The sequence below is a fragment of the Clostridium sp. AM27-28 genome (assembly GCF_003480955.1).
Classification (GTDB): Bacteria; Bacillota; Clostridia; order Lachnospirales; family Lachnospiraceae; genus Otoolea; species Otoolea fessa.
In genome coordinates this window covers 1-13,504 of sequence record NZ_QUJT01000017.1, presented here as the reverse complement: position 1 = coordinate 13,504, position 13,504 = coordinate 1, and the positions used below count along the sequence as shown (strand labels likewise).

The 13,504-nt window shown below is 49.0% G+C and carries 10 protein-coding genes, 1 pseudogene and 1 other annotated feature; of the genes and pseudogenes, 2 read left to right on the top strand and 9 right to left on the bottom strand.

Annotated features, from left to right (window positions below; genetic code table 11):
- Window positions 1-164 precede the first annotated feature (164 nt).
- Window positions 165-1,475: an MATE family efflux transporter gene (locus tag DW720_RS14615; protein WP_333549126.1), complete on the top strand. Its 1,311-nt coding sequence runs from the start codon at window positions 165-167 to the stop codon at window positions 1,473-1,475.
- Window positions 1,476-1,609: 134 nt separating this feature from the next.
- Here the strand turns inward: DW720_RS14615 and DW720_RS14610 are convergent, their stop codons facing one another.
- From DW720_RS14610 to DW720_RS14585, 5 genes are all read right to left on the bottom strand, one after another.
- Window positions 1,610-3,004, bottom strand: coding sequence for a polynucleotide adenylyltransferase (locus tag DW720_RS14610; protein ID WP_118749787.1), 1,395 nt, complete (start codon window positions 3,002-3,004; stop codon window positions 1,610-1,612).
- 1 nt (window position 3,005) lies between these two features.
- Window positions 3,006-4,439, bottom strand: a complete 1,434-nt coding sequence (gene proS, locus DW720_RS14605) for a proline--tRNA ligase (protein ID WP_022359111.1) — start codon at window positions 4,437-4,439, stop codon at window positions 3,006-3,008.
- Window positions 4,440-4,604: 165 nt separating this feature from the next.
- Window positions 4,605-4,824, bottom strand: a binding site (T-box leader).
- Window positions 4,825-5,059: 235 nt separating this feature from the next.
- Window positions 5,060-6,541, bottom strand: coding sequence for an alpha/beta fold hydrolase (locus tag DW720_RS14600; RefSeq protein WP_118749786.1), 1,482 nt, complete (start codon window positions 6,539-6,541; stop codon window positions 5,060-5,062).
- 258 nt (window positions 6,542-6,799) lie between these two features.
- Window positions 6,800-7,882, bottom strand: a complete 1,083-nt coding sequence (locus DW720_RS14595) for an AI-2E family transporter (RefSeq protein ID WP_118472556.1) — start codon at window positions 7,880-7,882, stop codon at window positions 6,800-6,802.
- A gap of 357 nt (window positions 7,883-8,239) precedes the next feature.
- A complete protein-coding gene (locus DW720_RS14585) occupies window positions 8,240-8,965 on the bottom strand; it encodes an RluA family pseudouridine synthase (protein WP_118469495.1) in 726 nt (241 codons plus the stop codon).
- A 314-nt stretch (window positions 8,966-9,279) separates the two neighbouring features.
- Between DW720_RS14585 and DW720_RS14580 the strand changes: the two genes are divergently transcribed.
- Window positions 9,280-9,987 carry a hemolysin III family protein gene (locus DW720_RS14580; protein ID WP_107001885.1) on the top strand — a complete coding sequence of 236 codons (708 nt, stop codon included), beginning with the start codon at window positions 9,280-9,282 and terminating at the stop codon, window positions 9,985-9,987.
- A 210-nt stretch (window positions 9,988-10,197) separates the two neighbouring features.
- Here DW720_RS14580 and DW720_RS14575 read toward each other — a convergent pair whose 3' ends face one another.
- The 4 genes and pseudogenes from DW720_RS14575 to DW720_RS14550 form a co-directional block, all read right to left on the bottom strand.
- A complete protein-coding gene (locus DW720_RS14575) occupies window positions 10,198-11,541 on the bottom strand; it encodes an MATE family efflux transporter (RefSeq protein WP_118749784.1) in 1,344 nt (447 codons plus the stop codon).
- A complete protein-coding gene (locus DW720_RS14570; RefSeq protein WP_022358569.1) occupies window positions 11,531-11,983 on the bottom strand; it encodes a MarR family winged helix-turn-helix transcriptional regulator in 453 nt (150 codons plus the stop codon). The genes DW720_RS14575 and DW720_RS14570 overlap by 11 nt, the downstream gene beginning before the upstream one ends.
- A gap of 500 nt (window positions 11,984-12,483) precedes the next feature.
- Complete coding sequence (locus tag DW720_RS14560; RefSeq protein WP_117796692.1) at window positions 12,484-13,029, bottom strand: methylated-DNA--[protein]-cysteine S-methyltransferase; 546 nt, start codon at window positions 13,027-13,029, stop codon at window positions 12,484-12,486.
- Between the two features lie 243 nt (window positions 13,030-13,272).
- Window positions 13,273-13,504: pseudogene (locus DW720_RS14550) on the bottom strand (radical SAM mobile pair protein B); the annotation flags it as partial.

Genomic DNA, 13,504 nt, shown 5'->3' with positions numbered 1-13,504 from the left:
ATTTGTCCCAACAATCAGGCAAAAAATCAAATAATATATTTTACTGTAAATGAAAAGGAGGGCTCTCTTTGTCCATACAATCCGCTCATCGTTCCAACGATGAAAATACGCGCCCGCATTCAGGCGCAGCATCATCCCGTGAAGCTGATCTCGGCAGTGCGCCGATCGGGGCACTTCTTTTTAAACTGGCGCTCCCGGCAATTGCCGCACAGATCATCAACGTTCTCTATAACATGGTTGACCGCATGTACATCGGCCATATTCCGGACATCGGTCCCAGCGCCCTGACCGGCGTCGGCGTCACAATGCCGATTATCATGTGCATTTCCGCTTTTGCCGCGCTCGCCGCCATGGGCGGTGCCCCGCAGGCGTCGATCCTGATGGGAAAAGGCGACAAGGATTCTGCTGAAAAGGTACTCGGCAACTGTACCTTCATGCTGACCGTCATTTCGCTCGTCCTGACCGCCCTGTTTCTTGGCTTTGGGCGCCCGATCCTCCTGATGTTCGGCGCCAGTGAGAAGACAATTCTCTACGCCTGGAACTACATGAAAATCTACGTCTGCGGCACTTTCTTCGTCCAGATGGCGCTCGGACTCAATGCCTTTATCAACGCACAGGGTTATGCCAAAACCGGCATGATTACCGTTGCCATCGGCGCTCTCTGCAACATCATCCTCGATCCGATCTTTATCTTCGGACTGCATCTGGATGTGCGCGGTGCGGCACTTGCAACCATCCTTTCACAGGGTATTTCCTGTATCTGGATTCTGCGTTTTCTGACCGGAACGCATAGTACCCTGCGGATACGGCTCCGCAACCTGCGCCCGCAGAAGAAATTTATCCTGCCATGCCTGGCGCTCGGACTGGCGCCGTTTATCATGCAGTTTACAGAAAGTGCACTGTCCATCAGCTTTAACACCAGCCTGTTGAAATATGGCGGCGATACCGCGGTCGGCGCGATGACGATTCTTTCCAGCGTCATGCAGTTTTCCATGCTGCCGCTGCAGGGGCTCTCACAGGGCGCGCAGCCGATCATCAGCTTTAACTATGGAGCAAAAAATATCGACCGTGTGAAAAAAGCGTTTCACCTGCTTCTGCGCTCGGCAGCCTGCTATTCCACCTTGCTCTGGCTCTTATGTATGCTGGTTCCACAGATTTTTATTTCCATCTTTACCAGCGACGCAGACCTTGCCAGCTATACCATCTGGGCGCTCCGGATCTATATGGCAGCTTCCCTGCTCTTTGCCGTCCAGCTCGCCTGCCAGCAGACTTTTATTGCCCTTGGAAATGCGAAAACATCCGTCTTTCTGGCATTGCTCCGGAAAGTGCTGCTTTTGATTCCGCTGATCTTTATCCTGCCGCATTTCGTTTCAAATCCGGTATTCGGCGTGTTCGTGGCAGAACCGGTGGCAGATACGATTGCGGTGGCGACGACGGCAGCGCTGTTTTTCAGGGAGTATAAGAAATTGGGATAACTCTTTTAATCATCCTCTGATTGAAACTATTGTTGTTAAAAAAGCAAAAGGAAAAGAGACAAAATCGTTTGTCCGGCTTGTCCTGCCGGTTCCAAACGATTTTGCCTCTTTTCTCTTTTTATTTATTAATCTTCTTATGCTTTACTGGTTTTGGCATTCTGCGATTGTTTCAACACGTCTACCTCAGCCAGAAGCCGCTCTTTCTCATTCCAAGCCGGATTCTCCAGCACCTTTTCAAAGAGAAGATGCAGCGTTTTTCCAAGCGCCGGTCCCGGCTGGATGCCTGCCTGAATCAGGTCTTTTCCGGTTACCGCCAGAGTTTTAAGACGGATACAGTCACCGCGCTCCCGGATCTGCCTTGCAAGTGAGCGAACCATTTTTACCGCATCCATGCGCTCCGGCATCAGAACTTCCTGAAGGAGAAGCAGCCAGTCAAAGACCGTATCTTCCATCGCACTCATCGCGTGGCGGACAGCGCTTTCCTCCGGTTCCATCTGCATGAATGCAAAACGGCTCAGAATCTTCGCCTTATCGATCGTGTCGTTGTCCATCTTGAGTTCTCTCAGAACCCGGACACAAGTTCCCTCGCCCGCCGGGGCAAGAAAATACGACCAGCGCAAGGCTTTTTCTGCTGGCAAATGTGCCGCAGCAGCAGAAATTTCCCCCGCCATATCTGTCTCACATTCATGTTTCACGAACATGTGCCCCTGCTGCGCTACCGTTTCCGTTTTGATCGCATCCTTGTCAGCAGCTGGCACACCCTTCGAACATACTTTTTCTTCCAAACTCTGCTTTGCACAGCTTTTCTGCTTTTTCCACGCCGCAAATACCTCCGGAAATGTCTTTGAAATGTACGGTGCCAGTCCTGCCGCCTCTGTTTTCCAGATAAATTCCGGGCGGTCGGACAGGAGTGTTTTTGTCAACTCCACCTGCACCCGTTCCTTGCTCACATGGACGAGGGAGGGCGCCAGCTCACAGAGCGCCTGCCAGGTCTTTTTCTCTATCGAAAATCCCAGCTGGGCCGAAAAGCGGACGGCACGCAGGATCCGGAGCGCATCTTCCGTAAACCGTTCTCCCGCATCCCCGACGCAGCGGATCCGGCGCGCTGCCAGATCCTCCGCCCCGCCGAAAATATCGACAATTCCCGTTTCGTGGCTGTATGCCATCGCATTGATCGTGAAATCACGCCGTCTCAAGTCCTCACGCAGCTCGGCAGTAAATACGACTTCCTTCGGGTGGCGTCCATCCTCATATTCACCGTCAATCCGGTAGGTGGTTATTTCATATCCGATATGATCACGCATGACCGTGACCGTACCGTGCTGAAGCCCGGTGTCGATCGTGTGACCGAACACCTGCTTCACCTCCTCCGGGTGCGCCGAGGTCGTGATATCCCAGTCACCGGGAATCCGCCCCAGGATCGCATCGCGGACACAGCCGCCGACTGCAAATGCCTCGTAACCATGTTCTCGCAGCTTTCCCAGGATTTCCTCGACCTGGACCGGCATTTCTATCCGTTTTGGAATCATATTAATATGCCTTACCCCAATAAACCATCTTCGTTGCCGGCTTGCCGCAGCATACGCAGGTGTCAGCCAGATGTTCCTGATTGAACGGGATGCAGCGGGAGGTTACGCCGACTACTTCTTTCAGTTTATCCTCGCACTCCTGATTGCCGCACCACATTGCCTTGATGAAGCCTGGCTTATTTTCTGCGATCTCCTTCATCTCATCCAGTGTTGTCGCTACATAAGTATGGGAATCTCTGTGTGCTTTTGCACGCTCAAACATATCGTGGTGAATCGTCTCCAGAAGCTCGCCAACCTTTGCTGCGATCTCATCCAGAGATACCGTAATCTTCTCATGCGTATCACGGCGAACCAGAACTGCCTGATTTTCAGCAATATCTCTCGGTCCGATCTCGACACGTACCGGAATACCGCGCATCTCGGACTCGCTGAACTTCCATCCCGGAGATTTGTCGGAATCATCCACTTTGACACGGAAGTTGGACAGAACCTCTTTTACCTCAAATGCCTTGTCCAGAACACCCTCTTTTGCCTGCTGAATCGGAACGATCATAACCTGGGTCGGAGCTACCTTCGGCGGCAGAACCAGACCATTATTGTCACCATGAACCATGATGATCGCGCCTACCATACGGGTTGTCATACCCCAGGAAGTCTGATGAACGTATTTTAATTTATTATCCTTATCCAGATACTGGATGTTAAATGCCTTTGCAAATCCATCGCCGAAGTTGTGGCTGGTGCCGGACTGCAGTGCCTTGCCATCGTGCATCAGGGACTCGATCGTGTAGGTTGCCTCTGCACCGGCAAATTTCTCCTTGTCGGTCTTGCGTCCGCGGATAACCGGAATTGCCAGGAAGTCCTCGCACAGATCCGCGTATACATTTAACATCATCTCGGTACGCTCCTGTGCTTCCTCAGCGGTTGCATGAGCGGTATGACCTTCCTGCCATAAGAACTCTCTGGAACGCAGGAACGGACGGGTGGTCTTTTCCCAACGTACAACCGAAGCCCACTGGTTGTAGTTTCTCGGCAGATCGCGGTAAGAATGTACGTCATGTGCATAAAAATCGCAGAACAGAGTCTCGGAAGTCGGACGTACACACATTCTCTCCTGTAACGGCTCTAAACCGCCCTGTGTCACCCACGCTACTTCCGGTGCGAAACCTTCTACGTGATCTTTCTCTTTTTCCAGAAGACTTTCCGGAATAAACATAGGCAGATATACGTTCTCTACGCCGGTTGCCTTAAAGCGCTTGTCCAGTTCATTGCGGATATTCTCCCAGATCGCATATCCGGCCGGTTTGATAATCATGCAGCCCTTTACACTGGAGTAATCAGAAAGCTCTGCTTTCTTTACGATGTCCGTATACCACTGGGCGAAATCTTCATCCATCGATGTGATGGCTTCTACCATTTTCTTTTCCTTTGCCATGTCGTTTCTCCTTGTTAAAAACATTTTATTGAAATCCGGCTTGCCGGATTTTGGCGCCGAGGCGCGACTGCCATCACAGCCATATTTCCCTGCGCCGAGTGTACATTGTTGTTTTTTATTTCGTAGAAATAAAAAAGCCATCCGATCCCTGCTGATCGCTGCGATCAAAGGGACCGAATGGCTTAACTTCGGCGGTACCACCCTGCTTAACCAGAATTTCGTTCCGATTCTGGCTCACTTAACTTCCGTTAACGCCGGAAATACGTTGCATTTTCATGCACAGCTCCAGGGCCGGTTCAACTTTCAGGGACACAAAAGCCTCGCACCATACGGCTTTCTCTCTGGACGTGTGTCAAAGTTTACTGATTCCTCTCTTCGCCTGTTTTGTTTCTTATTGTTTGATGTTCTAAAATCAAACGCCGGATTTCTTCCACGGCATCCACAAACTCAGCCGCGCAAATCCTGACAGTATTATGATTTTACGCCAATCGGTCGGGTTTGTCAAGGCTGGAACTCGCCCTTGTACAAGTCTTGACGATGCCTCGCATTTTTTACTCGGTCGTCACTGACTCGGTTGCGTCCGAACAAAAAATAATGTTTTTATCCCTATCTTACGAATCCTATTTTAATAAAATGTCCTCCCGGTACATCTCCGCCAGTGACCGCAGAATCTTCGCCGTCATCCCCCAGATGATTCCTTCCTCGCGGCGGTAGAAGTAGACATCGTAATGTCCGCGCCGCCAGCGGTAATCGCGTCCGCCCGGAACATCTTCAAACGGGAATGTCTCTTCCGGCACGGTCACAAGTTCTGTTTCATATCGCTCCGGTTCATGTTCCGCGAACCAGCGGAGCGGGACAGAAAAGGTATGATCAACCTCCGCCTCGGAATATGACCAGCGGTAGCCCTGCAGCGCACCTAAAAATGGAGAAATCTCCATCGCCCCGGGCGCTTCCAGCACATCCAACGGCGCGATAACGCGAATCTGGCGGCGACTGATTAAGAGTTCTTCCATCGCCTCACGGATCGCCGCCTGCTTCGGTGTCTCGTCCCGCTCAACGGCACCGCCCGGAAAACAGATTTCGCCCGGCTGAGTTTTTAAGCTTCCCGCGCGCACCTCAAACACCACGTGGTACTCCCCGCCTTTCTGAATCAAAGGTACCAGCACCGCCGCCCGACGGATCTTCTCCTTCTCCAGCCTTCCGGCTCTCCGGCTGCCCCAGACTCGGCTCATCTGCGCCAGCTCGCCGCCCTGTGTCTGTTCCAGGAATGATGCAACACATTGGTTAAATGCGTCCGGGTTCTCTGCTGCAATAAAATGGGTGCCCTCTAAAAGCCGAATCCTTGCGTTTGGCAGAGAACGTGCGATTTTGCGCGTGTGGCATTCGCGGATCATGTCGTCGCTCCCTGCTACCACAAGGACGGGCATTTTCAGGCGGTGGAGAAGTCCAGGGCGGATCCAGGGTTCATACAACATTAAGGATAGAAGCTCTTTTTTGTGTATATTTGCCTTCCGATCATTTTCCTTATTTTCAGGAATTTTTTCTTTCTGACAGCTTCTTCTCTGTTGTTTATTCAGTCCTTCCTGTCCATTCTGTTTTTCGTTTTCTTTTGAAAATTGCTTTTCTGTCCGCATTTTTCCTGCTGCCATCTGCATTTTTCCCCGTATCTGCCCGATGCCGCTTTTCTGCAGCCAGAGCTTCCCCACAACTCCCACATACTCCCGCGCCACATCCGCCAGCACGGACGGCTTCATGCCAAACGGGTTTAAGTTCGCTCCATTTAAAATCAGCCGATCGACATATCCCGGATATTTCAGTGCAAAAATCAGCGCAATATTGCCGCCGTCGCTGAACCCCAGCAAAATGATCCGCCTAAGTCCCCGGCGGTCAAGAAATCCTTTCAAATCATCAGCAAACCGTTCCAAGGTAAATGTCCCACGACCACGCGGAGAGCTGCCATGTCCACGGGTGTCCACCGCAATCACGAGATATTTTGATTCAAAAAAGGATATCTGGTTCACAAAATAGGAGCTGTCCTCTCCATTTCCGTGAAGCAGCACCATCGGCTGTCCGGAGCCTGACTCTTTTGTATATAAATTCACGTTTGTTCCTCCATCTTAAATGATATGCATATTTATTTCAGCTTAACATCCAGCTATCTTCCAGCAACTCTTTCTCTGCTGTTTTCCAGAACTTTTATGCGTTTTTAATTCCTTATCTATTATATATGATCCTTTTGTCTCGCGGCAATTCTAAAAAATCCTTTCATCTCCTTAAATTTCCACATTCAAAAGCAATTTCAGATCGTCCATCCACCAATACTCCACTTTTTTCCTCTTTTTTCCTCTAAAAGCGCCTACTTAATGAGCATCCGCTCCTTCGTCCGCTTCCCCATACTCCTCCACAAAATCCTTAATAATCAACAGCCCAATCGGACCCAGCAGAAATCCAAACAGACTAAACAGCTGCAAGCCCACATAGATCGCCGCCAGCGTTTCAAGCGGCGACAGCCCCATTTTCTTCCCCATCAGGTGCGCCTCCGTGAACTCACGCAAAAAATAACAGAGCAGATACAGCCCGAAGAGAATCAGCGCGTGTCCCCACTCCCGCTTAAACAGGAGAAAAAGACTCCACGGCACCAGCGCCGTCCCTGCGCCGAAGATCGGCAGGGCATCCAGAACCCCGATTCCGATTCCACCCAGAATATAATATGGATTTCCAATCAGCAAAAGCCCCGCCATCGAAAATGCCGAAGTCATCAGGAAAATGACCGACTGGGTTTTCAGCCATGCGCTTCCTGTCACCGCAAGGCGCCTGCCGAGCAGGAAAAATTCGCGGTGAAACATCGAATCAAACCGCCTCCGGCGCAGTTCGTCCATCTCCTGTAAACTCAAAATCGAGGCAATGAAAAATAAAACAACCACAATAACCGCGCGCACAATCCCCGCCGCAGCAGGAACTGATTTCTGAAGGAGCTGCGGCAGCAGGATCTCCTTGACCTGTCCACCGCCCTGCAAGCCTGTTCCGCGAAAGAGCTGCCCGATTTTACCGGCAGGCAGATGAAGGACTCGCTCGATCGACTGTTCAAATTGCTGTCCGAGCAGTGACAATTCCTCCATCCGTCCTGGAAGCTCTTCTAAAAAGTGTTCCAGCTCCTCCGTGAAACGCCGTCCCCCTGCTGCCAGCAGACCGACCAGAAAAATGCTCAGCAAAATCAGCTCCACGCCCCCGATCATACCGATGGGAACGCCGATCATGCGCCCGCGGAAGGAGATTCGCAGCCGTTTTTCGAGAAATGCTGCCGATGGCTGGAGAAGCAGCGCCATCAGATACGCTGCCAGAAATGGGAATATAAGCGGCAGCAGGTAACGGAAACTCAAATACACGCCCGCCGTGACTGCTGCTGTGAGAAATGCTTTTTTCTGTTTTCTGCTGAGTGCCATCTGTCTGCTCCACCTTCCCGATTTTTTCTTTATGCCATACACCGTTATGGTTCTATGATTTCTACAGCCATCCATTCAAACAAATGTCTTTTCCTTAAACCTACACGCCCTTTTTTCCGGATGTATGACAACGAAAAACCACAGGAAACCGGTGTCAGCTCCCGCTCCTCCCGGCTCCTGCGGTCTCTTTTGTAAGCCCTCTTTAGTCGCTCCGGGGCTTACCCATGGACTTTGCCCATTTATGATTCGTACTTCCTTTGTACACACTCTAGTATGGGCAGGCTGGATAAAAATATACACATCTTACCTTCTATTCACCCTTGATCTTTTATTTTCTTGACTTATAGAAAAGTTCGCTCACAGAACAAATTGCGGTTTGGTGGAAAACTCCATTCTTTTTCCCGTCACCGGGTGAAGGAACGATAAACGGACCGCGCACAGCGCCAGCGGTTCCCGACGGGCACGTCCCACGGAAGCAGCCGCTGGTGCGCCATACTTGGTATCTCCCATGAGCGGTGTCCCATGCGCGGCAAACTGTACGCGTATCTGATGGTGGCGTCCTGTGTGAAGATGAATTTCCACCAGTGAACGCACGGTGCCGTCTTCCTGTTCTTTTTTTTCTAATATCTGATATTCCAGCTCTGCCCGTTTCGCACCGGCGACCGACTTATCCACAATCCGGCTGGTGTTCGTTTTCCCGTCTTTCAACAGATAATCCACGTACTTACCCACATTATCCACAGGTTTTCCACATACGAGCGCCTGATAGATTTTCTCCAGTTTTCCCTCCTGTACCTGACGGCTTAAGTGCGCTGCCGCTTTCAGGTTCTTGGCATATACCATCACACCGCGCACCGGCTTGTCCAGTCGGTGGATAACTCCAACATACGGATCCACCGGGGCTGTGGACGCTTTTGGGGATAATCCTGTGGATAACTTTTTCGTCTCCTGCACCTTCCGGTGGAGATAATTTTTTATCTCGCTGACCATATCCGGCTCCAGGCGTCTCGATGTCTGCGACTCAACTCCAGCTGGTTTGACCACAACTAAAATATCTTTATCTTCGTATAATATATCTAACATAACCGATTTCCTCTCTACTTCATCCATGAATTCCCGAGCATTTTAACTTCTCAAATCATCTATGAGCCTTTTTTCTTTCTCTTCTAACTTTAAAATTTTCATATGCAAACCATTGCATATATTTATTGCCAACTCACATGAAACGTGAAAACCTTTCGTTACTATTCATACATTATATTATAACATATCCCATTCCCCTCTTGCATATTTTTCAGAAAAGTTGTATAGTATATAAAAACATCCTATGTAGTTTTAAATACTACATATCATATTCACAATTACTTTATTGAGATTACGACAAAGGAGGTTATCCTATGATTTCTAGTCAAAAACATACATCTGACACAACGGAACTCGTTGAAACAAAGCATCATAAATTCCACGTAAAGGATCCCGGAAGCGCGCTGACGCATTTTATCGCGATGATCGGCGCGCTGATCGCGGCAGTTCCGCTGCTTCACAAAGCGGCTGGAGAAGCAGATTCGCGCCATCTTGCGGCGTTGGCTGTGTTTATCGTCAGCATGATTCTGCTCTATGCCGCCAGCACGACCTACCACACCTTTAATATTTCCGAGCACGTTAATAAAATCCTGCGTAAGATCGACCACATGATGATTTTCATCCTGATTGCCGGAACTTACACACCGGTTTGCCTGATCGTCCTTGGAAATAACGCCGGTTACCGGCTTCTGACGCTCGTCTGGGGTATCGCGATTGCCGGGATTCTCGTCAACGCGCTCTGGATCAACTGCCCGAAGTGGTTCTCCTCGCTAGTTTACATCGCAATGGGCTGGATCTGCGTGCTGGCGTTCCGTCAGATCGTACTGGCACTTCCGAAAAGCGCATTTCTCTGGCTGCTGACCGGCGGACTCATCTATACGGCTGGAGGCATTATCTACGCATTAAAACTGCCGATTTTCAATGCAACGCATAAAAATTTCGGTTCGCATGAGATTTTCCATCTGTTTGTCATGGGAGGAAGCCTGTGCCATTATGTGATGATGTACGCATTTGTAGCATAAGGGTGAAATACCCATTTCGTCTGACAGGCATTATGCCTCATACGTACACGAAATGCATACATTCAATTTTTTATGTCACATTCATTCTCCTTTCAAAAAAGGAACCGTCCTGATGCAGCTGATAGACTGACCCAGGCGGTTCCTTTTCAATTCATTAAAAGCGTTTAAAAATTTTCTACGAAACTATTTTCTATGTTTTTACGTGCTTTCTCATGCTGCTCCTTTATCAAAGTCTCTTTTGATTTCCTTGTAATAAAGCACGATTCCCGTGACACCGACCAGCACTTCCGAGATCGGAAATGCAAACCAGGTAAAGCGCAGGTCAATCAGCGACAGCAGCCAGAAAATCGGAATCAGGCAGCAGATCTGGCGCATCACGGACAAAAAGAGGCTGATCTTTCCATTTCCGATCGCCTGGAAGAAGACCGGGGTCATCAGTGAAAATACCGCCGGAATAAAACTTGCCCCGATGATAGGGAATGCATTTTTTCCGATCGCGATGACCTCACTGCTCTTTGAAAAAACCTGGAGCAGCTGCACCGGAAAGAAAACGAAGCAGATCACACCGACCAGCATAAACACACAGGAAAATCCATAGCTGTCCCGCATAATTTCCCGGCATCTCGCATAGCTCTTGGTTGCATAGTTAAAGCTGAGCACCGGAACGATACACGTCTGCAAGCCCATCAGTGGGATAAAGAAAAACGTCTGCATTTTATAATAAAGCCCCAGCACCGTCACTGCCGAATCTGAAAATCCGGCAAGGATCGCATTTAAGATCACGATATAAACTGTAAATAATGCCTGCATAATAATCGACGCGTAGCCAAACCAGTAGATCTGCTTGATATAGAGCGGCGTTTTTGTGCGCTCTGGCAATCTGCCAACCCCGCCAAACGATGTGATGACCGCAGCTGCCACCTGTCCGCAGACAGTCGCATAGGCAGCACCCGCGACTCCCAGCTCCGGCACCGGACCGAGTCCGAAAATCAGGATCGGGTCAAGCACGATATTCGTCAGCGCCCCCACGGTCTGGGCGACCATCGGACGGTGCATATTGCCCCGCGACTGATGGACCTTCGTCCAGTTTCCTTCCAGAAATGCCCCGATGCTGCCGATACAGACGATCTGTCCGTAGATAACAGCACTCTCGATCGCTTCCGGGGTATTCGCACTTGTCAGGACATACGGACGCATACAGAAGATCGAGAAAATGGCAAATATAAACCAGGTTCCAAGCGCCAGAAGCGTGCCTGTTCCCGCTGTTTCTTCCGCCTGTCCCGGCATTTTCTGTGCATACAGGCGCGCCATGTAGGTATTCACGCCCACGCCGGTTCCCACCGCCAGCGCAATGATGATGAGCTGCAACGGATAAATGACCGAAAGCGCCGTCAGCGCCGATTCGGAATATTTTCCCACAAAAAAACTGTCCACAATGTTATACATCGCCTGAATCAGCTGCGCCAGCATAACCGGAGGTGCGATTTGCAGCAATATCTTCGGAATTTTCTCCGTCCGGAAAAATTCTGTATCCGTTCCCGCCTTACTCTTCATCGTCCGTCTCCTCCAGTGCCTCTTCCAGAATCTGGTCATACTCCATAAACAGTTCCGTCATTCTGCGGATCTTGTCCTCTCCCAAACGTTTCGCCGCCCGCTCTTCCATCCGGCTTAACGAATATAATAATTTTTCCGAATACCGTTCGCCCTCCGGCGTCAAAACAAGCGCCTTTTCCTTCCCGGTGCTCTTTTCCGGATCCGTTACAAGAATCCCGTCCTTTTTCATCTCTGAAATCACATGGTTCACCGTCTGCCGCGGAAGCAGATACGAATCACAGATCTGCTTTTGCGTACAGAATCCGAATTCGCGGATGGTGTAAAGCACCAGCATCCGGTTATAGCTCACATTGTTATTCTTTGCCCACATCGAGTATACACCACGGCAGCGGATGATCGCCTGGTTGACCTGATCGTAAAGTTTTTGTATTTTATATTCCATAACCTTCCCCATTCAATCCCATTTGGGACTGAAAGAAGTATACGACAGGATTTTGAAATTGTCAATCTTTACTCGCTCCGCGATATCAAACCGATATGTTACAATGTACGAATAGTGATTTCCATGGTTTTTTAACTAATAGGCACGCACAATCATCGTCTTCCAGGAGCGGTCTTGGCATTTGTATTCCATCTGGATTTCAGTAAATAACATCCCCGCCTGCCTGTGAAACTTCGCAATCTTTGAAATAAGAAAAATATTCTGATGAAAATATCCTATATCGTTATTATCAAATTTGTTAACAAGGAAACAAGGCGATGGTATACTTGTTTCCATGGAAACATAATGCAGGGGGTAATATTATGAACACAGTACTTATAAATCTATTTGTTACGTATATGAAAAAGCAGGAGATACTTTCCAAACTTACGAAAGATGAGAAACTACACGGATATAATTAAATGAAAATTAATATCACAGTCAAAATTACACCTAAATGACTAAAGCGCCGTTCCTTTCTTCGGCGCAAAAAAACGACTCATATCGGTATGTTCCAGCGTAAGCAGTTCCACTTTCTTATCAATTCCACCCGCATACCCGGTCAGGCTTCCATTCGTTCCTACTACGCGGTGACATGGAATGATGATAGAGACCTCATTATGCCCCACTGCACCGCCTACCGCCTGCGCGGACATATGGGACGCATTTTGCATCTTCGCCAGCTTTTTTGCAATCTCCCCATAGGTAGTCGTCTGTCCATACGGAATTTGCAATAAAATCTGCCACACCGCCTGTCGAAATGCGGAGCCAGTCGGATGCAGCGGCGGAATAAAGTCCGGTTCTTTGCCAGAAAAATAAATATCCAGCCATCTCTTTGCCTCGGTTAAAATCGGGGATTCCTGTGAAATAGCTCCGTCTGGAAGTGTATTTGCAAAATACTTCTGCCCCTCAAACCACAGACCCGTGAGTCCGATCGCGTCTGCCGCCAGCAGAATATCGCCTAACTTTGATTTATATGTACATGTATATACTGTTTTATCCTTCACCGCGGACTCCCCCCAAGGTTATCGACTGCTTTTTTACATCCAATCGCTTTCTGCTTCCTCCAGCTTCTTCACAAGTGTATCTTTAAGAACCGTAAAAGCCAGAATAAAGCTATCGCGTATCAGCAGAATCAACTCGTCTATTTCATCCTCATTATATATATAACAGAGGTATTGCGTTATTTTAACATGAGTAACCATATCTCAGCATCATTGATAAATCCGATCTTATAACCAAGCTGGAAGTTAGCGATTTCTTTTTCCGGTATTCTCTGTCCCACGGATTTCCTCATGATAGAAATAATCTACGATCACCGGATGTCCCTGCGGGACTCTGCCATAAGGCATTTCATTATCCACAAAGACACAATCATACTTCTTAGCCATTTTCTCAGCTTTTACTTCAAGTGCTTCAAAGTAGCTGCGGTTATGCTTGTTATAGATCTCGTCGTAAAGTGGTACAAGATCAGGATATTTT